Source organism: Geodermatophilus sp. SYSU D00696, assembly GCF_054050235.1.
In genome coordinates this window covers 37,565-55,781 of record NZ_JBJGYY010000010.1, presented here as the reverse complement: position 1 = coordinate 55,781, position 18,217 = coordinate 37,565, and the positions used below count along the sequence as shown (strand labels likewise).

The following is an 18,217-nucleotide window of genomic DNA, read 5'->3' as shown; positions in this document are numbered from 1 at the left end:
GGCTGACATGCCCTTAGATGGCAATTCCGTCAGGTTCGTCCGGTCGGTGGGGCCGATCTAATTAAGGGACAATCGCTGAAAAATCCGTGGGGACCTCGGTCCGCTTGACGCCTGCGGCGCTGAGCAACTCGGCGACCGCCCGCTGCAGAGCCGCGGTGATCGAGTGGCCGGGCAGCCGCTCGGCCACGGCCCGTTCGACGCTCGTGTAGTACCAGAGCAGTTCCTCGCGTGAGGCGTTGAACGTCGACCAGAAGTCCTGCCCGTAGCGGCGGACGTCGGCGGCGATGCAGAGCCCGTTGTGTGTCTTGTCCGCGGTGGTCACCAGCAGGGCGTCAAGCGGCTTGTCCCGCAGCCCCGCGACGTACGGTCGCTTCCGCTCGGCCCATGTCCCGCTGCGGTTACCGTCCGCGTCCAGCCCGTCCGAGCAGGCCCGCACGATGTCCGCGACGTCGTCGCCAAACTTCTTCCGGATTTCGGCCAGGACCTCGCCACCGGTGCCCTTCGGCGCGTCCTCGACCGCGTCGTGCAGCAGTCCGGCGATCGCCTGGTCCTCGCTGCCGCCGTGCTCCAGCACCAAGGCGCTGACGCTCATCAGGTGCGTCATGTAGGGCACCCGAGAGCCCTTGCGCAGCTGCTTGCGATGGTGCTCCGACGCGTACGCCAGCGCCTCGTCGTAGCGGGTCGACAGCGGGCCGCTGCCCATCGTCTTGCGGTCCTCGAGCGTCGTCATCCGTCCCGTCCTCTCGTCACTGCAACCACCACCTCGTACAACCATCAGTGACCGCGGCGTCCTCCGTGGGTCACCCGGTCGTGTGGCGGCTGGGCTGGCAGGGATCGTCGCCATCGGTCCCACACGTGGGGGATCGGCGGCCAGTAGCGCACGAACCTCACCTCAGTCGAATCCGTCGCACGGGTGAGGGCGGTCGCGGAGCTCTCGTTGCAGCGGCGCCATTCCCGATCTCTCCCGATCGGCGACTGGGTCAGTGAACTGCCGTCAGCACCCGAGAGGCCGTGATCCGCCGGGGGCGCCACTCACATCCGAGCCAACAGTCACTCGATGAGGGCGGCCGTGGGCCGGCGGGGTCCGTTCAAGGACGGCTGGTCCCTACGATGTCGCGGCTCATGATCGCTTCTCGGAGGACACGTGTCGACGCTCCTGAACGCCCTGACCACACCCAAGGTCCTCATCCCCGCCTTCGCAGGGGCGGTGGCGGTGGGTGGCGTCATCGCGGTGAGCCCCTGGGGCGACTCCGTCGAGGCGACGGTCGTCGATGTCGTGGACGGTGACACCATCGACGTCCTGTACGACGGTGCCCAGCACAGAGTGCGATTGCTGAACATCGACACGCCTGAGTCCGTCGACCCCGACCAGCCGGTGCAGTGCATGGGTCCCGAGGCGACTGCCTACCTCGAGTCTCGGCTCCCGCCGGGTACGTCCGTGCGCCTCGAATACGACGTCGAGCGAGAGGATGGCTACGGCCGCGAACTGGCTGGCGTCTTCCTCGGCGGGAGGCTGATGAACGCTGACATCGCGCGAGAGGGCTACGCCGTTCCCATCGCGGTCGGCGACAACGTCCGATTCCTAGACGTGGTCCGCACCGCTCACGCGGAGGCGCAGCAGTACGGACGGGGGCTCTATGCCGGCGGCATCGAGTGCACGCTCTCCGCACAGGTGGCAGCTCTCGAGAACACTCCCATTCCCGCGCCCATGTCATCGACCGCTTCGCCCGCTGACATCGCAGCAGCCGGAGAGGTCATCGAGGAGCTCCTCGCTACTGCCTCGGAGCTGATCGATGTCCTCAGCGCCGATCCCGAGACCTTCCCGCTGGTCGCGTTCGACTCCGACGCACTGGCCGGGCTGAGGGAGCGGGCCGTGGCCAGGCACACGGAGTTCACGTCCGCGCGGGACGCCAACGACGCGACGCTCGCCGAGTCGCAGGCACGAGTCCAAGCGGAGGCGCGTGCTGCCGAGGAGGCACGGCGTGCTGCCGAGGAGGCGGCTCGCCGCGCGGCCGAAGAGGCTGCTCGGCAAGCAGCCGAGGAAGCCGCCCGGCAGGCGGCCGAGGAGGCAGCCGCTCAGAGGGCTTCGCAGCCGAGCACGTCCTCGCGTCCTTCCTCGGGTGGAGGGTCGACGGGCTCTACTTCACGGACTCCGTCGTCCGGGTCCGGCGGTGGTGCTCCGGCGCCCGCTCCGCAACCCGCGCCCGCCCCGACCGGCGGGTCTGACGGCTACACGGGATGCCGGGCCTACGGGCCGCACGGGACGTCGTTGGACGACCAGGGCCGGCGCTACACCAAGATCGACTGCGTGACTCGGCTCCCCATCGGCTGAGGGCTCCGGGCAGCGCTCAGGCGGCCAGCGGGAGCCCGTGGAACACCTGTTCGCGGTGCCAGACGATGTGGCGAGTAGCGGGAGTCGGCGTCCCCGGGCGTGGCCTCAGCCGGCGGCCGTGGAGCTCGTAGACGGTCCGGCCGTGCGGAGTACGGGCCGAGAAGCGTGGGACCCCACGAGTGTCAGGTGGTCGTCGAGGCCGAGGACACCGCGGTCGAACAGCTTGTGGTGCAACGAGCAGAGCGCCAGGCCGTTGTCGAGCTCATCGGGTCCGTCGACGGTGAACCACCGGATGTGCGCCGCCTCCAGGCCGACGGGGACGCCACCGACCTGACCGTCGAAGCCGCAGAACGCGCACTGCCGGTCCCACGCCTCCAGCACCTGCGCCGGCCAGGCACTGCTCCGACGCCGACCGGTCGCCGGCGCGACCGTGCCGCCGTGCAGCAACTCGGCGTCGAGTCCGACGGCGACAAGGACGTCGGGTGCGACGGTGGCCGGGAAGTGCGCCTCCAGCAGCACACGGGGACCTCGTCGACCAGTCCCGGACGCGACCGCAGCGCTGCTTCCAGGGACGCCTCCAGCCGCCCGGTCACGCCGGCTCACAGCGGGCTCACGGTGTCCATGGGGACGTCGCGGTCGAGGGTCCAGACACCGTCGGAGCGCAGGCGGGTGAAGGGGTAGGCGGCGCTCTGCGCCTTGCCGGTTCTCGACGGCGGGCCGAACTCCTCGATGAGGTCCGCGAGCTCCCACTCGGCGACGTCCCACGGCAGCTCGCTCGACCCGTTGGCCGCGAGCCGGCTCAGCGCAAGGAGGACGAGCAGTGGCTTGTGGGGGGAGCGGCGGCCGTCCTGCTGGTGCTGGCGTAGCGACGCCAGCCTGTCGAGGATCTCCCGATCCTGGACGTCGAGACCTGCCATGGCTGCTGACCATCGCCGACCGGCATCCCACACGGCCGGGTGAACCTCCGGCGCGGCGCTCAAGGGTGCCGATCGGGCGCCCGACGTCGAAGCCGTGCCCGCCCTCCTCGCTCAACCGTCCACGGTGGTCGACCCGGCGGATGTCGGCGATGGCGTACTCGGCGGCCTGCTGCACCACCTCGCGGCGGAGCCGTGGCTCGGTGCGCTGGTGGGCCTGCTGCTCCTGAACGCCGTTGTTCGGAGGGTCCCCGGCCTGCTTCACGGGAGGAGCCGTCGCGATCCGCAACGGTGCTTCCTCCGGGCGGACAAGCGGCTGATCCTCCAGCGGGCGGGTCACCGCTGCGAACACCACTCCTGGCTCGGCAGTCGGTGCCAGGCCACGGAGGACCTGCAGGCCGATCACGTGCACCCGCACAGCCGAGGCGGGTCGACCAGCGTCGCCAACGGGCAGGCGCTCTGCCCGCATCACAACACCCGCAAGGCAGCGCGCGTGCCGTGGACCTGGGAGCTCGAGCGGCTGGCACGGCGACGCCTGGACTACTTCCCGGCCGGTGTGCCGACCGTCATCGTCCGGCACGGGCGGCCGGAGGAGCAGCGTGCTTGATCATCCGCGTTGACGTCTGCGGCGAGCAGGGCGACGAGACTGCTGTCGGGCGTCGCGGGGGTGCTGGAGACCCACAGAGCAGTCTGGCTCCGCGGTGTACCTGTACCCGCCGGCCTCGTCGCTGAGGTCAGCATCCGTCGCAGCCATCCGCTCTCCAGCGCGTCTGGCGGTGGATGGGCAACGCGGTGGCGAGGACGACGATGAGTCACGCGGTGGGGACAGCTATGCGACCCCTCGAAGGCGCCATGCGGAGCCGACTCCGCCGGTCTCGTCCCCGCCACGGTTCTGCTCAGATGACCCAGCGGACACGGCCGTCCCGGAAATCACCCGCACGGGGCGCCAGACGGTGGTGTTCCGAGTCGCCGTGAGGCAGCATCCTCGGCCGTCCAGCTCTGACGCTCGGGCACTGCCCAACCACTCGAGGTGAGCAGCGTCTTTCGAGCGGACGTGAAGGGCCAGCTCCGGACCAAGCGGACCTGGCGTCGCACGGCGCGCTACCTGCAGCCGGGAACACCACGGGAGAAGAACATGACTGTCGTCCTCGCCAAGGGTGGGAACGTCTCGCTGGCCAAGGAGGCCCCCGGCCTCAGGGCCATCAACGTCGGTCTCGGTTGGGACGTGAACTCGTTCTCCAACTTCGAGTACGACCTCGACGCGTCGGCGATCATGCTCGACGCCAGCGGCCGGGTTACCCCGGACGACTCCGGCTTCGTGTTCTACAACAACCTGCGCAGCCCCGACGGCTCCGTCCTCCACACCGGCGACAACCTGACCGGTGAGGGCGACGGCGACGACGAGATGATCCAGGTCGACCTGACCATGGTCCCGCAGTTCGTTCAGAAAATCGTCTTCCCGGTGTCCATCCACGACGCCGACAACCGCCGCCAGAACTTCGGCGGTGTGCGCAACGCCTTCATCCGCGTCGTCGACCAGATCACCGGCCGCGAGATCACCCGCTACGACCTCACCGAGGACGCCTCGATGGAGACGGCGATGGTCTTCGGCGAGCTCTACCGGCACAACGGCGACTGGAAGTTCCGCGCCGTCGGCCAGGGCTACGCCTCCGGTCTCCGTGGCATCGCCCAGGACTTCGGCGTCAACGTCGGCTGACCCGGCCCTCACCGTGGTCCAGCCCGCGCCACCCGGCGCGGGCTGGCCGCGACCTCTCCTCTGCAGACACCTCGAGAAGGCAGGTCATGGTCGACTACACCCGTCCGCCGAAGCAGAAGCCCGGCGGCGTCTCCCTCGGCAAGGTCACGCTGACGAAGGCGGCTCCATCCGTCTCGCTGTCCAAGGCGCAAGGCGCTCGCGGACAGATGCGCATCAACCTCAACTGGACCCAGCGTCCCGGGCGCGGGTTCTTCGGCAAGGCCGAGGCGGTCGACCTCGACCTCGGCTGCCTGTGGGAGACCACCGACGGTGACAAGGGCGTAGTCCAAGCGCTCGGGAACTCCTTCGGGGACCTCGACTGGCCGCCCTACGTCCTCCTGGACGGCGACGACCGGTCCGGCACCAACGCCGGCGGCGAGAACCTCGTCGTCAACCTCGACCACCTCGACGAGATCAAGCGGATCCTCGTCTTCGCCTATATCTACGACGGCGCCCCGAACTGGGGCGCCGCGGACGGCGTCGTCACGCTCTACACGGAGAACGGCAACGAGATCACGGTCAAGCTCGACGACCACGGCCAGGACACCCGCTTCTGTGCGATCGCCATGCTGTCGAACGAGCGGGGGCAGCTGAACATCCAACGGGAGATCCGCTACCTCAAGGGCAGCCAGCGCCACCTGGACAGGGCGTACGGCTGGGGCCTGCGCTGGACGGCCGGCAGCAAGTAGTCCGCTTACCACACCGACTCACGACCGCCCACGATGCGTCACCTGAAAGGCATCCCTTGATCCGCTACTTCGGCTTCTCCGTCTTTCTGACGGCGGCCGCCCTCGTGACCGCCGTCGTCTTCGGCGGACCGGCTGCACTCCTCGCGGTCGCCGTCCTCGGTGTCCTCGAGGTCTGCCTGTCCTTCGACAACGCCGTCGTCAACGCCAAGGTCCTCCGGAACATGAGTCCGCTGTGGCGGAAGCTGTTCCTCTACGTCGGCATCTTCATCGCCGTGTTCGGCATGCGCCTGCTGCTGCCGATCCTCCTCGTCTCGGTGACGGCGCAGCTGTCGATCCCCGAGGTGTGGGACCTGGCGCTCACCGACCAGGAGGCCTACGCCCGCAACGTCGAGGCCTCGGCGGAAGCCATCTACACGTTCGGCGGGATCTTCCTGCTGATGATCTTCCTCAACTTCGCCTTCGACGAGGAGCGGGACGTTCACTGGCTGGCCTGGCTGGAACGGCCTCTCGCCAAGGCAGGCAAGCTGCCCTACCTGTCGATCGTTATCGCGCTGGCGGTCATCTACGTCGGCTCGCAGATCGCCGACGACGACAAGTACGCCACCGTGCTGGTCTCGGGCCTCGCCGGCCTGTTCACCTACCTGCTCATCGGCGGGCTCAACGAGCTGATGGAGTCCGATGACGACGAGGACGGGGAGTCGACGCCGTCGGCCACCGCCACGGCCACCAAGGCCGTCGCCGGAGCTGGCTTCGCCGCGTTCCTCTACCTCGAGGTGCTCGACGCGTCGTTCTCCTTCGACGGCGTCATCGGCGCCTTCGCCATCAGCAGCGACATCCTGATCATCGCCCTCGGCCTCGGGATCGGCGCCTTCTGGGTGCGGTCGCTGACCATCTACATGGTCGACAAGGGCACGCTGGAGCAGTACCGCTTCCTCGAGCACGGTGCGATGTGGGCGATCGGTGTGCTGGCCGCGATCATGATCCTCGAGCTGCGGTTCCACATCAGCGAGTACGTCACCGGCCTCAGCGGTCTGCTGTTCATCGTCGCGGCGGTCGTCGCCAGTGTCATCGCGCAGCGGCGGGAGGACGCCCTGCAGGTGAGTGCGGCGCCCGACGAGGACCCGCAGCCCGAACGGGAGACCGTCTCGGTCTGATCCCACCCGTACGACCCGGTGCCCCGGCCGCACTCGCGGCCGGGGCGCCGGCGTCTTCCGGCTCCCTACCGGCAGGGCACGGTCAGCGGCGCGTCACAGCCACGCCTCGATCTCGTCCAGTTGCTCGTGGGTGAGCCCGACGTACAGGTCCGGCGCGACCACGAGCACGTGCGGGTTCGCGGCCAGCCAGTCGCCGGTGTCCTCGGCCTGCTCGGCGAGGTCGTCGTCGATCCACACGATCCGCCGGTCGGGCTCGGACTCGGCGACCTCGCGGGCGGCCTCCAGCTTCCACCAGCCCGACGCGCCGCCGAACACGCCGAGGAAGCCGGTCGGCGCGGAGTCGGCGCGGGCGTGGGTCCGCAGCCCCCGCGGCAGCCCCATCGGCTCGGCCAGCAGCCGGTCCGCGTCGGTGGTCCAGGTGGTCAGCCACTGGATCTCCACCCGGCCCGACTCGTGCAGCTCCCGCAGCCGCGCCGTCACCGTCGGGTCCCACGACAGCACGTAGCCGTTGAACGTGCCCCGCCGCCAGCCCTCGGGCAGCTCCCGGCGGGGCGTGTTGAGCACGCCGTCGACGTCGAGCAGCAGGATCGGACGGTCGCCGGTCGAGCCCATGCCCGATCCTGCACCCCGCGGTGACGCTCGGTCGAGCGGGACCACCTGCAGCGTCACCAGGGACCTTCGCGCCTGGTCCCACCGGGCGCCCGCTCCTACCGTTCGGGCACATGTGTGGGAGCACGACATGAGCGCCCCGCTGATCGTCGCGGTCGACGACGCCCCCGCCCTGCTCCGCGACGTCGAGCGGGAGCTGCGCAACCGGTACCAGCGCGACTACCGCATCTGCTGCCTGGACACACCGCGCGAGGCGCTTGGCAGGCTGGAGGAGTTCGCGGCCGCCGGCGAGCAGGTCGCCCTGGTCCTGGCGGCCGAGCGGCTCGCCGGCTCACCCGGGACCGACCTGCTGGCGCAGGTGCGCTCCTTCTTCCCGCACGCCCAGCGCGTCCTGCTCATCGGCTACGGCCGCCTGGGCAACCCGGACGCCGGCGACGCGATCTTCGAGGCCATCGCCGGCGGCCGCATGGACCACTACGCCCTCCGGCCTGCAGAGCCGCCGGACGAGCAGTTCCACCAGGCGATGTCGAGCTTCCTGCTGCGCTGGGCCGACTCGCAGCGCCGGACCCCGTACACCATCGACGTCATCGGGGAGAGCTGGTCGGGCCGGGCCTACGAGATGCGCGAGGTCCTCGAGCGCTGCGCCATGCCGCACCGGTTCCTGCTCGCCGGCTCCGCGGAGGGACGCGCCCGCCTCGCGGAGGCGGGTGAGCGGCGGTTCCCGCTCATGGTCATGCCCAACGGCCACATCCTCGAGGACCCCAGCGACGTGGACATCGCGCGGGCGTCGGGCACCGCGGTCACCCCCGACCGCACGGAGTACGACCTCGTGGTCGTCGGCGGCGGCCCCGCCGGCCTGTCCGCGGCCGTCTACGGCGCCTCCGAGGGGCTGCGCACCCTGGTCATCGACTCCGGCGGCCTCGGTGGGCAGGCCACGTCGAGCTCGGCGATCCGCAACTACCTCGGCTTCCCTCGCGGCATCAGCGGCGCGGACCTCGCCCGCCGGGCCTACCAGCAGGCGTGGGTCTTCGGCGCCCGCTTCGCGTTCATGCAGCGCGCCACGAGCCTGGAGGCCGAGCGCGACGGCGTCGTCGTCCGGCTGAACACCGGCGGCGTCGTGGTCGCCCGCGCGGTCGTCCTGTCCACGGGGGCGAGCTACCGCCGGCTCGGTGTCGAACCCCTCGAGGCGCTCCGCGGCGCCGGGGTGTACTACGGCGCCGCCGCTTCGGAGGCGCCGCGCGTCGCGGGCAGGGACGTCTTCGTCGTCGGGGGCGCGAACTCCGCGGGACAGGCCGCCGTCCACCTGGCCCGGTACGCCCGCTGCGTGACGCTCGTGGTGCGGGCGGCGTCCCTCGACGCCGGGATGTCGCGCTACCTGGTCCGCCAGATCGAGGAGACCCCGAACATCGAGGTCCGGACCAGCACCGAGGTCGTCGACGGCGGGGGCGGCGGGCAGCTGGAGCACCTGGTGCTGCGCGACCGGAGGAACGGCCAGGAGCGCAAGGTCGGCGCCGCCGCCCTCTTCCTCATGATCGGCGCCATCCCGCACACGGAGTGGCTGCCGCCGAGGATCGAGCAGGACGACGGCGGCTTCGTCCTGACCGGCGGGGACCTCAGCGACGACGCCGTCCGGGCGTTCGGGCGCCGTCCGTTCCCCCTGGAGACCAGCATCCCGGGCGTGCTCGCCGCCGGGGACGTGCGGCACGGGTCGGTCAAGCGCGTGGCCTCCGCCGTCGGGGAGGGCTCGATCGCCATCCAGCAGGTCCACCGGCTGCTGGCGTCCTGACCCGCCCGGGCACCGGCGGCTCAGCCGAGCAGGACGGCCAGGTCCTGGTACTCCCGCCCGTCCAGGCACGCGACGCCGGCGGCCAGCGCGCTGCCGTCGGCGGCCACCGCGACCGGCGCCGCGATGCCGTCGTCGCACAGCGGCACCTCCGCGACCGTCTCGCCGGTGGCGAGGTCGACCGTCGACAGGGCCACCCCGTCCTCCGCCGTGTCGTGCTGCACGTACACGTGCTCCTCGCCGGGCCCGACCACCAGGTCGATCACCGGCCCGGGCAGGGGAGCGACCTCCGCCACGGCGCCGTCCCGCACCGTCACCAGCTGCGCCGACCCGGTCTCCCGGTCCCCGGCGAGCACCGACACCAGCACGGCCCCGTCGCCCAGCACCTGCAGCGCGTAGCCGGTGCTGTCCTCCTGCTCGACCAGTTCCACCGGCGCGCCGACCGGCCGCAGCTCGGCGTCGTACGAGGCCAGCACGACGCCGTCCACGCTGCCCTCGGCGTCGCGGTCGACGCTCACCAGCGCCGCCAGCCCGCCGTCCGGGCGCAGCGCGACGTCCCGCGCCACCGCCTGCCCGGGCGTCGCCACCTGCGGCTCGGCCGACGCGAGCACCTCCCCGGTGGCGACGTCGACCGTGGCCAGCCGGTTGACCGTGCCCCCGTCGACGTACCACTGCAGGCTCGCGGACAGCGTGGCGCCGTCGGGGGAGAGGACCCCGGTGCCGGTGTCGGGCGTGCCGAGCTCGGCGTCGGCCGCGACGCGCACCACCTCCGGCCGGTCGGCGCCCGACGCGAACACGGCCAGGGCGAGGTCCTGCTCGCGGCCGCCGTCGCCGCTGCCGGGGTCACCGCGCTCGGGCAGCACGGGTGCCAGGGCGACCACCGTGCCGTCGGGCGCCACGTGCACCTCGCCGAGGTCGGCGAACGGCGCGCCCTGGATCGTGCGGCCCACGGTCAGGCCGTCGTCGCCGGGGACGAGCTCGACGAGCAGGCTGCGCGGCGGGGCGCCCAGATCGCCGGTGAGCAGGGCGACGAAGCCGCCGTCGGGCGTCGCGGCGATGTCGGTGAGGCGCACGTCGCGCTCCACCTGGGCGTCGACCTGCACCCGCCCGACCTCCTCGGTCAGCGGTCCGCCGCCGGTCGGCGCGGCGGTGCCGGCGACGGCGGACGAGCAGCCGGCCACGAGGACGGCGGAACCGAGCAGGGTGGCGCGGAGCCGGGACGGGCGCATGGGTCGGTGCTCCTGGGGTGCGGGGGCTGGTGCGGGCAACACTGGGCGGGCGCGCTTGCGGGCCCCTTGTGGATCACTCCGCGCCGGGCCGTCAGCCGAGCAGGTACAGCGGGCTCCCGGAGTCCACTCCGGGGCAGGCGGCGCTCGCGGCCAGGCTGCTGCCGTCGGCGGCCAGCGCGAGGTCGGACCCGGTGCCGAGCTCCTCGCAGAGCACGACGCCGGCGACCACCTCGCCGGTGGCCAGGTCGACCGTGGCGACGGCGCCCCCGTTCTCCGCCCGCGTGTGGTTCACGTACGCGTGGCGCCCGGCGGCGTCGACGGCGACGTCCCACGGCTTGCCCGGGATCGCGGCGCTGTCCTGCACCGCGCCGTCCCGGACGGTCATCAGGCGGAAGTCGTCGCCGTCGTCCCCGACGACGACCGTGACCACCGCGGTGCCGTCGGGGAGGACGTCGAGGGTGTAGCCGAGGTCGTAGGACGCGTCGGGCACCACCTCGACCGGCTCGCCGACCAGCTCCATCTCGGCGTCGTACTCGACCAGCTGCGCGCCGGACACCTCGCCCGCGCTGTCGCTGGTGTTCTGCACGAGCGCCAGCACCCCGCCGTCGGGCAGCACCGCCATCTCGTCGACGACCGCCACGCTGTCGGTCGGCACGCGCACCTGGTCGCTCGCCAGCACCGCGCCGGTGGCGACGTCGATCGCGGCGACGCGGTTGACGTACGTGTCCTCCCGGGTCTCCCACCGCAGGCTCGCGTAGAAGGTGCCGCCGTCGGGGGAGAGGGCGCCGGTGGCCTCGTCGGGCGTGCCGAGGTCGGGATCGGCGGCGACGTGGACGACGTCGGCCCGCCCGGCGCCGGGCTCGAGGACGGTGAGCGCGAGGTCCCGGTCCTCGTCGTCGCTGCCGTCACCGGCGAGCACGGGTCCCACGGCGACGACGGTGCCGTCGTCGGCGACGTACAGGTCGCCGCCGGCGCCGTCCCCGGCGTAGGGCGCGCCCTCGACGACGGCGCCGACGGTCAGGCCGTCGTCGCCGGGCACCAGCTCGACCAGCGCGCCGCCCTGGCGGTTGGCGGTGCCGAGGTTGCCGGTGAGCAGGGCGACGAACGAGCCGTCGGGGGTGGCGGCGACGTCGTAGAGGTCGAGCTGGTCGTCGACGTCGGCGAGGTCGATCCGGTCGAGGACCTCGGTGAACGGCCCGGCGCCGGCCGGCAGCGCGGAGCCGGCGACGGTGGACGAGCAGCCCGCCACGAGGACGGAACTGAGCAGCGCGGCGGTGCCGAGCCGGGTCGGGCGCATGCGTGGGCCTCCTGGGCTGTGGGGTCCTCCGCACCCTCGGCCGCGCGGCTTGCCGCCCACTTGGCGATCACGTGGACCCCGCTTCAGCCGACCAGGACGGCGGGGTCCAGGTGGTCGTGCTCGTCCCAGCAGCCGGCGGCGGAGGCGAGGGTCCGGCCGTCCGCGGCGAGGGCGACCGGCGCCGGGGTCCCGTCCGCGCACACCGGTACGTCGGCGACGACCTGCCCGGTGGCGAGGTCCACCGTGGCCACGCCGACGGGGCTCTGCGGGCGCCCGTGGGACAGGTACACGTGCCCCCCGCCCGGCTCGACGGCGAGGTCGGGCGCCGGGCCGGGCAGGACCCCGTGCTCGCCACGACGGCGTCGTTCCGCACGGTGAGCAGGAGGGCCCGGCCGGTCTCGTACCCGCCGGCGTAGACCGAGGCGAGCACGGTCCCGTCGGTCAGCACCGCGAGCGCATGGCCGGTGCCCACCTCCTCGCCGACCAGCACCACGGGCTCGCCGACGGGCTGCAGGTCGGTGTCGTACCGCGCCAGGACGACGTCGTCGGCGTCGCCGTCCTCGTGGTTGCGCACGGTCACCAGCGCCGTCAGCCCGACCTGGCGGGAGGGCAGCCGCTGACTCCGTCGATCAGGACGGCGAGAGGCCCGGCGGCGCAGTGCTCACCACGTGCTGTGCTCGGGACAGAAGGACGCCACGGCCAGTCCGAAGTACGCGCCGGCCGTGGTGCTGGAGTACCCCGAGCTCATGAGCGCGTCCATCGCGTCCTCGGACGAGGCACCGCGGTCGAGCGCTCCGCACATGACGTGCGCGAGCTCGACCTGCTCGCTGTCCGGCCCGTACGCCGACAGGCCGGAGGCGTGGATGGACTCGAGGAAGGTCTGCTCGACGACGGAGGCGGGCAGGCCGTACGGGTTCCCGTTCCCGGAGGCCGGCTGTTCGTCAGTCTGCGGGATCGACGTCGAGGGTCCCGAGTAGGTCGCCGTCGGTTCCGGCTCCTGTGCCACCTCGGGGGCGCGGGTGGTCTCGGCGGCCTCTTCGGCGGAGAAGGCCGAGGCCTTCGCGAGGACGACCACGAGGGTCAGGGCAAGCGCGGCGAGGACGGCCACCCAGACGCCGGCTCGTCCGGAGCTCCGAGCGGCTGGGGCGTCGGACTCGATCTCCGGCAGCTCGGTGGTCGCAGCCGTCACCGGCGCCGCCTCGTCGTCGGCCGCGTTGACGTGGGCGGCCATGTCCCGGATCTCGGCCCGGTGAACCGCCGTCTCACGAGCGGCCCTCCCCGCGGGCAGGCGCCGGACCTCCGGTACCGCGTCGTCGACCACGGTGCCCTCGACGGGTGGCTGCCCCATCCCCGCGCACCGTGCGCGCCTGGTGACGTGTGTCTTGATGAGCCGGCGGCTCGCCGTGAGTGTCACCAGCCTGTTGCAGACGGGACACTGCCCGGTGCTCGCCATGCATCCTCCCCGACGGACGAGCGCCGACGGTAAGCGCGCTCGGATCCCTGGAGCAGACGGCAGGACCGGTCCTCACTCCTCCGGGGTAGGGAGGGAGGCTCCCTCGGTGAGCTCGACACCCAGTCGCTCGTCACGGGTGGTCGGGCGCACGCCTCGCTTCTTGCCCTCCATCCACGCGACGACGTCGTAGACCCGCAGGGCGGACACCGTGGCACCCAGACCCGCGGCGTCGCGCAGGGCGAGCAGTCGGCGGTGCAGCGCGCCGTCGTCGGCCCGCAGCGCTTCCCGCAGCGGCTCCCACTGCTGCGACTGCGCGCTGGTCACCTCGCCGACGACCGAGTCGTAGATCGGCAGCAGTCGGGGCCGCTTGCGGGCGCAGAGCTTGCTGGCGATGGTCCGCCCGATCCCAGGGAGTTCCCGAAGGGCGGTCTCGAGGCGCCAGCCCGGCCAGTCCCGGTGCACGGGCTGGGCCTCCTGCGCGAAGTCGCGGTCCGGGCCGACCTGGCCGAGCAGCCGGTTGAATCGCTCCGCCTCGGTGTACAGCAGGCGGTGGGCGGCCATGGGCGGGACGACGACGGACAGGAAGGTGACGGCGACGACGTCCTCGGCCGTGAAGCGGTCGGGGTCCTGCTGCCCACCCCACCCGTCGAAGTAGGAGCCGGTGTAGGCCGGGCCGCCGTCGCGGCCGTGGTACTCGCGCAGGAAGGCGAGGGCGCGGGTGTCGTCGTCGGTCTGCAGGGCCTCGGGGAGGCGATAGCTCACGGGGACTCCGGGTCGGTGTCGTGGGTCGTCAGGGGAGGAGGTCGAGCGGTTCGCCGACCGGGCGCGGGTCGGGCTCGGCCCAGCCGCGCACCACCTGGGCGGTGCAGGGGACGTCGTCGTCCAGGGCGGCGGCCAGGGCGCGCGTGTACGCCGGCAGGTGCGGAGTGCCGTCCGAGCGGGCGCCCACCACCAGCGCCAGGCGGATCCGGGCACCGTCGGCCGCGCCCAGCCGGCCGGCGAGCGCGGATCGGTACGCCTGCGCCCAGACCAGGTAGTCGAGTCCCTGCAGCAGGGAGAGCGGGTCGGCGTTCTTCTCGAGCTTCGTCTCGGTGACCAGCACGTCCCCGTTGCCGTCGAGCCCGACCAGGTCCACGTACCCGCGCGCCCACCCGCGAGCGGTGTCGGTCGGCCGCCAGGCCGGGACCTCCCGCATCGCCTGCTGCTCGATGCCGACCACCGCCGGGAAGCGGCGCAGCACGGCCTGCAGCAGGTGCTCGTCGTCGCGCCGGACGCCCGGGTCGTCCCCACTCGACCGCGAGGCGATCGCGGCGTCCACCTCCCCGCGGATCTCCCCGAGCGCGGCCGCCGACAGCGGACCGTCCAGCAGCAGGGTCCGCGGTGCGCGGTCGGCGGCGGAGTGGTGGATGCCCGCACGGACACGGACGCCGCCACCCGCGCGCACGACCGAGAGCACCCGCTGGCCGCGGTGGTGCCAGGACCGCTCCGACTGGGTGTGCGCCGAGTCGAGGCGGTCGTCCTGGGTGGCCAGGTCCACCAGCTCGGTGACCCAGTCGCTCCGCTCGCGCAGGTGCAGTGCCGTGGCGGCCCGGCGGAACTCCGACTCGGGCGTCGTCCCGCCGAGGGAGGCGGTCACGGCCGCGACGGTGTCCTCGCGGCTGCGCTCGGGTGCCGGGACGGAGCGCCGGCCGTCGTGCAGCCACAGCGCCGGGCGGATCGCGGAGCGCAACCACGGGATGCGCTGCGCGGTGGCGGTGCTCGACCACTCCGGCAGCGCCAGGACCAGGCGGCGTCGGCCGGCCCAGGCCACGCCGTACGCCAGCGCCAGTTCGATGTCGCGCCCCTCCTGCTCACCGGCCACGAGCAGCACGGTGTCGGCGTCGCCGAACTGGGCGAAGCGGTCGGACCGGCAGTCCTCGCGGACCAGCCGGTCGTCCACGGACGCGGCGATGGCGGCGGCCGGCGGGCCGTTGAACAGCTTGCGCGCTGTGGCGGTGTCGGGCACGGGTGTCTCCCACAGACGGAACGGGCGTCCCCGGGAGGCTCGCTCGTCGAAGCAGACGGCGACGTTCCGGCGCGCCGACGGGGGACCCGTGGTGCTGGTGCGGTCACTCGCCTCCCTCGAGGTGGGCGGACCCGTGGCGCGCCAGGAGCAGGATCGGACGATGCCGGTCCAGGGCGAAGGCCGGAGCCGGGGCGGTCACCGCTGCGATGACGCTGACTGCAACGGGGGGCTCGAGATCCTGCGATGGCGGCGGCTTGCCAACCGACTCCGGCCGAGTGGGAGCGCGGGGAGGGTTGACCTTGAGTGCCGCGGGCTGTCTTCCGATGGTCCGGACGCCCACGCAACGGGCGCCGGCTCGACCTCTGGAAGCGACGATGAGCAGCGAGATCCAGCTGATCAGTGACGGTGATGGTCTGGCGGTCATCGGCGATGGGGCGGCCGTCGACCGGTTCCTCGTCTCCGAGGGGCTGGCGCCGAGGTCTCGTCACCTGCCCAAGCTCGGGAGCGTCCTCAGCCGCGGGCCGCGCTCGCGGATGCCGGTTCGAGGGTCGCGGACGCCTCGGGGCGGTGGGTCGAGCTGACCCCGGAGTCGGCGGATCGCGTGAAGAAGTACGGGCTGATGCCGAGCAGGACGCCAGGTGTCAGCCACGCGATGGTCGGAGACCCGGGATCGATCAAGTCGTGGCTCCAGATCGCCCAGGGGCCCGGATCGAAGGCGGCCAATCCGGCGCTCCTCAGCGGTGCCGCGGGGATCATGACGCAGCTGGCGATGCAGCAGGTCATGGACGAGATCACCGACTACCTCGCCACGATCGACGAGAAGCTCGACGACGTGCTCCGCGCCCAGGAGGACGCCGTCCTGGCGGACGTGATCGGTGTGGGGTTCAACATCGACGAAGCGCTGACCATCCGGGAGCACGGGGGTCGGGTCAACGAGGTGACGTGGTCGAAGGTCCAGGCCTCGTCGGCGACGATCGCGCGGACGCAGGCCCACGCGTTGCGCCAACTCGACGCACTCGCGGAGAAGGTGGAGAGCAAGGCGAAGATCGGTGATCTCGCCAAGGCGACGGAGGGTGTCGAGACCAAGGTCCAGAGCTGGCCCGCAGTCCTGGCTCGCTGCTTCCAGCTGCTGGACGCCGTGGCTGTGATCGAGCTGGACCGGGTGCTGGAGGTGGCTCCGGACGACCTGGACGGTCACCGCCTCGGGCTGCGAGCGGTCCGGCAGAAGCGGCTGGACACGATCTCGCAGACCACCGAGCGCTTGCTGGTCCGCATGGCCGCAGCTGCGGCCACCGCCAACACGAAGGTGCTGCTGAACCCGGTGGCGTCCCCGGCCGTCGTGCAGTCCAGCGAGCACGTCATCACCGCCGTCGCCGACTTCCACGGACGGGGCTCGGGATCGAGCCCGGAGGGGATTCGCTGGAGGCGAAGGCGTGGACGGCTGCGGCCGCGGAGCTCAGGGATCGGGTCGTGGAGACCGGAGCGGACGGCGTCGATGCGTCGAAGCGCCTGGGCAGCGAGACCCTCGACCGGGCCAGGTCGGTGACGGGCAGGATCTCCAGCGGGATCACCGCGCGCACGTTCCGTCGACGCACGGACGACGACGGACGGGACAGGGAGGCTCAGTAGGCGCCACCCGGCCGGAGCTCCTCACCCGGTACGTCGAGGGGACGGAGCCCGACGCCTGGTCAGCAGGTGACGGTGCTGGTCGTCGCGCCGACGTTGTGGCCGCCCACGCCCACCGTGGCCAGCCGGACGGTGCCGTCGAAGACGGAGCTGGACCCGTCAGAGGTCTGCCGGTCGGAGTACAGCACCGCGGTGACCTCGGGGTCGTTGCCCCAGCTCGGGTTCACCCGGTCCACCGAGTCGCCGATCGTCGTCGACGTCCACAGCACGCTCAGGCAGCTGCCCGACACGGCCGCGTAGGACGCGTTGGTGCCCTCGCGCGTGGTCCCCGGCCGGGCGTCCGGCGGCAGTAGCGAGGTCACCACGGCGAGGGCCTGATCCGTCGACACCGGCTGAGGGAACACCACGCTGAGGCCTACGAAGTGCGGATCCCAGGGGCCGTCGGTGATGAAGTCGCCGCAGAGGAGTTCGCCCCCGGGCAGGCGATAGGCGTGCGGTTCACCCGTCGGCTGCCCCGTGGCCGCCGCGCAGTCGGTGACCGCGCCGGCCGTCAGGGTGGCGTCGAGCCGATCGGCGGAGCTCATCAGTCCGCGCGTGCCGTCCTGCTCCGCCGCGGTCCCGCGCGTCGACGCTCCGGGAGTCGGCTCGGGCGACGGACGCACCGCGGGACAGAAGACGTCACGCAGGAACACTGCCATCGTCCGGGCGTCGGCCTCCGACGCGCCGCTGGCGACGTCGCTCGCCTGCACGTCGTCCAGGCTGCGGTAGCCGGACGCCGCCTCGCGGCACGTGGTGATCTGGACGACGGCGAAGCCACGGGCGGCGTCCCCGGTGAGCGGCACCCCGCGGGTCAGGCCGTACCCGGTGTCCCCAGCGACCTGGCCGAGCTGGGCGACCAGCGCGGCACCGACTCCCGCTTCGGCGAGAGCGTCCTGCACCGACGTGTCCACCCCCGGCGCCTCGTTCGACGGCACCGTCTCCGACGGCGTGCTCCGCGCCGGACCGGACGCCTGCGCGGAGTCGTCGTCACTCCCCGATCCGGCGACGAGGCCGACGACGAGCGCGACCGCGAGCGCGGCGACGGCGAGCGCCCACCGCCACCGGCGAGCCGACCGACCCGGGCTCGTGCGGGGCGGCGGGTCGACGGGCTTCTGGCCGGTCCCGGCGCACCGCACGTCGGCCACCCAGTGGACCTTCATCCGCAGCTTCTGCGGGGTCAGGCTCTCCGTCCGGCGACAGACCGGACACGTCCCCTGCTGCAGCACCGTGCTCCCGCCGTTCGCCTGACGTCCCGTCGGCGGGCCAGCCTGCCATCCAATTGACGGTCGTCCGGTGAGGTCCGGGGCGACGGTGGGTCCTGCGCTCCATGG

At 72.5% G+C, this 18,217-nt stretch carries 17 protein-coding genes and 1 pseudogene; 8 read left to right on the top strand and 10 right to left on the bottom strand.

Annotation, left to right across the window (positions count from 1 at the left end; genetic code table 11):
• Nucleotides 1-61: 61 nt before the first annotated feature.
• Nucleotides 62-730: an HD domain-containing protein gene (locus tag ACI79O_RS08585; RefSeq protein WP_456913872.1), complete on the bottom strand. Its 669-nt coding sequence runs from the start codon at nt 728-730 to the stop codon at nt 62-64.
• A 414-nt stretch (nt 731-1,144) separates the two neighbouring features.
• Here ACI79O_RS08585 and ACI79O_RS08580 point away from each other — a divergent pair, with 414 nt between their 5' ends.
• Nucleotides 1,145-2,332 carry a thermonuclease family protein gene (locus tag ACI79O_RS08580; RefSeq protein ID WP_456913871.1) on the top strand — a complete coding sequence of 396 codons (1,188 nt, stop codon included), beginning with the start codon at nt 1,145-1,147 and terminating at the stop codon, nt 2,330-2,332.
• A 16-nt stretch (nt 2,333-2,348) separates the two neighbouring features.
• On the opposite strand, the pseudogene ACI79O_RS08575 reads toward ACI79O_RS08580, so the two are convergent.
• A pseudogene (locus tag ACI79O_RS08575) lies at nt 2,349-3,249 on the bottom strand (phosphorothioated DNA-binding restriction endonuclease).
• A gap of 94 nt (nt 3,250-3,343) precedes the next feature.
• Between ACI79O_RS08575 and ACI79O_RS08570 the strand changes: the two are divergent.
• The 4 genes from ACI79O_RS08570 to ACI79O_RS08555 all read left to right on the top strand — a co-directional run bounded on the left by ACI79O_RS08570 (nt 3,344) and on the right by ACI79O_RS08555 (nt 6,845).
• On the top strand, nt 3,344-3,853 hold the full coding sequence (locus tag ACI79O_RS08570; RefSeq protein ID WP_456913870.1) for an HNH endonuclease: 510 nt from the start codon (nt 3,344-3,346) through the stop codon (nt 3,851-3,853).
• Between the two features lie 447 nt (nt 3,854-4,300).
• Nucleotides 4,301-4,963, top strand: a complete 663-nt coding sequence (locus ACI79O_RS08565; protein ID WP_456913869.1) for a TerD family protein — start codon at nt 4,301-4,303, stop codon at nt 4,961-4,963.
• A gap of 86 nt (nt 4,964-5,049) precedes the next feature.
• Entirely contained in the window at nt 5,050-5,691 is a 642-nt protein-coding gene (locus tag ACI79O_RS08560) for a TerD family protein (RefSeq protein ID WP_456913868.1), read from the top strand.
• Nucleotides 5,692-5,747: 56 nt separating this feature from the next.
• Nucleotides 5,748-6,845 carry a DUF475 domain-containing protein gene (locus ACI79O_RS08555; protein ID WP_456913867.1) on the top strand — a complete coding sequence of 366 codons (1,098 nt, stop codon included), beginning with the start codon at nt 5,748-5,750 and terminating at the stop codon, nt 6,843-6,845.
• 93 nt (nt 6,846-6,938) lie between these two features.
• Here the strand turns inward: ACI79O_RS08555 and ACI79O_RS08550 are convergent, their stop codons facing one another.
• Nucleotides 6,939-7,457, bottom strand: a complete 519-nt coding sequence (locus tag ACI79O_RS08550; RefSeq protein WP_456913866.1) for an HAD domain-containing protein — start codon at nt 7,455-7,457, stop codon at nt 6,939-6,941.
• Nucleotides 7,458-7,584: 127 nt separating this feature from the next.
• Here ACI79O_RS08550 and ACI79O_RS08545 point away from each other — a divergent pair, with 127 nt between their 5' ends.
• Nucleotides 7,585-9,240: an FAD-dependent oxidoreductase gene (locus ACI79O_RS08545; RefSeq protein WP_456913865.1), complete on the top strand. Its 1,656-nt coding sequence runs from the start codon at nt 7,585-7,587 to the stop codon at nt 9,238-9,240.
• A 20-nt stretch (nt 9,241-9,260) separates the two neighbouring features.
• Here ACI79O_RS08545 and ACI79O_RS08540 read toward each other — a convergent pair whose 3' ends face one another.
• From ACI79O_RS08540 to ACI79O_RS08530, 3 genes are all read right to left on the bottom strand, one after another.
• Nucleotides 9,261-10,466, bottom strand: a complete 1,206-nt coding sequence (locus ACI79O_RS08540; protein ID WP_456913864.1) for a hypothetical protein — start codon at nt 10,464-10,466, stop codon at nt 9,261-9,263.
• Between the two features lie 91 nt (nt 10,467-10,557).
• Entirely contained in the window at nt 10,558-11,763 is a 1,206-nt protein-coding gene (locus ACI79O_RS08535) for a hypothetical protein (protein WP_456913863.1), read from the bottom strand.
• 83 nt (nt 11,764-11,846) lie between these two features.
• Nucleotides 11,847-12,053: a hypothetical protein gene (locus tag ACI79O_RS08530; protein WP_456913862.1), complete on the bottom strand. Its 207-nt coding sequence runs from the start codon at nt 12,051-12,053 to the stop codon at nt 11,847-11,849.
• Here ACI79O_RS08530 and ACI79O_RS08525 point away from each other — a divergent pair, their 5' ends adjacent.
• Nucleotides 12,054-12,179 carry a hypothetical protein gene (locus ACI79O_RS08525; protein ID WP_456913861.1) on the top strand — a complete coding sequence of 42 codons (126 nt, stop codon included), beginning with the start codon at nt 12,054-12,056 and terminating at the stop codon, nt 12,177-12,179. It begins immediately after the preceding gene.
• A 245-nt stretch (nt 12,180-12,424) separates the two neighbouring features.
• Here the strand turns inward: ACI79O_RS08525 and ACI79O_RS08520 are convergent, their stop codons facing one another.
• The 3 genes from ACI79O_RS08520 to ACI79O_RS08510 form a co-directional block, all read right to left on the bottom strand.
• Nucleotides 12,425-13,111 carry a DUF732 domain-containing protein gene (locus ACI79O_RS08520; RefSeq protein WP_456913860.1) on the bottom strand — a complete coding sequence of 229 codons (687 nt, stop codon included), beginning with the start codon at nt 13,109-13,111 and terminating at the stop codon, nt 12,425-12,427.
• 177 nt (nt 13,112-13,288) lie between these two features.
• Complete coding sequence (locus tag ACI79O_RS08515; protein WP_456913859.1) at nt 13,289-13,978, bottom strand: DUF6308 family protein; 690 nt, start codon at nt 13,976-13,978, stop codon at nt 13,289-13,291.
• Nucleotides 13,979-14,006: 28 nt separating this feature from the next.
• Nucleotides 14,007-15,221, bottom strand: coding sequence for a hypothetical protein (locus ACI79O_RS08510; protein WP_456913858.1), 1,215 nt, complete (start codon nt 15,219-15,221; stop codon nt 14,007-14,009).
• A gap of 601 nt (nt 15,222-15,822) precedes the next feature.
• Here ACI79O_RS08510 and ACI79O_RS08505 point away from each other — a divergent pair.
• The gene (locus ACI79O_RS08505; RefSeq protein WP_456913857.1) at nt 15,823-16,767 is read left to right on the top strand and encodes a hypothetical protein; all 945 of its coding nucleotides are present in this window, start codon (nt 15,823-15,825) and stop codon (nt 16,765-16,767) included.
• A 142-nt stretch (nt 16,768-16,909) separates the two neighbouring features.
• On the opposite strand, the gene ACI79O_RS08500 is transcribed toward ACI79O_RS08505, so the two are convergent.
• Nucleotides 16,910-18,046, bottom strand: coding sequence for a hypothetical protein (locus ACI79O_RS08500; RefSeq protein ID WP_456913856.1), 1,137 nt, complete (start codon nt 18,044-18,046; stop codon nt 16,910-16,912).
• Nucleotides 18,047-18,217 lie beyond the last annotated feature (171 nt).

What these genes read in the sequence shown, in the direction of transcription:
- ACI79O_RS08585 (WP_456913872.1), bottom strand. Translation starts at nt 730, where the DNA reads ATGACGACGCTCGAGGACCGCAAGACGATGGGCAGCGGCCCGCTGTCG.
- ACI79O_RS08560 (WP_456913868.1), top strand. Translation starts at nt 5,050, where the DNA reads ATGGTCGACTACACCCGTCCGCCGAAGCAGAAGCCCGGCGGCGTCTCC.
- ACI79O_RS08550 (WP_456913866.1), bottom strand. Translation starts at nt 7,457, where the DNA reads ATGGGCTCGACCGGCGACCGTCCGATCCTGCTGCTCGACGTCGACGGC.
- ACI79O_RS08545 (WP_456913865.1), top strand. Translation starts at nt 7,585, where the DNA reads ATGAGCGCCCCGCTGATCGTCGCGGTCGACGACGCCCCCGCCCTGCTC.
- ACI79O_RS08540 (WP_456913864.1), bottom strand. Translation starts at nt 10,466, where the DNA reads ATGCGCCCGTCCCGGCTCCGCGCCACCCTGCTCGGTTCCGCCGTCCTC.
- ACI79O_RS08535 (WP_456913863.1), bottom strand. Translation starts at nt 11,763, where the DNA reads ATGCGCCCGACCCGGCTCGGCACCGCCGCGCTGCTCAGTTCCGTCCTC.
- ACI79O_RS08520 (WP_456913860.1), bottom strand. Translation starts at nt 13,111, where the DNA reads ATGGGGCAGCCACCCGTCGAGGGCACCGTGGTCGACGACGCGGTACCG.
- ACI79O_RS08500 (WP_456913856.1), bottom strand. Translation starts at nt 18,046, where the DNA reads ATGAAGGTCCACTGGGTGGCCGACGTGCGGTGCGCCGGGACCGGCCAG.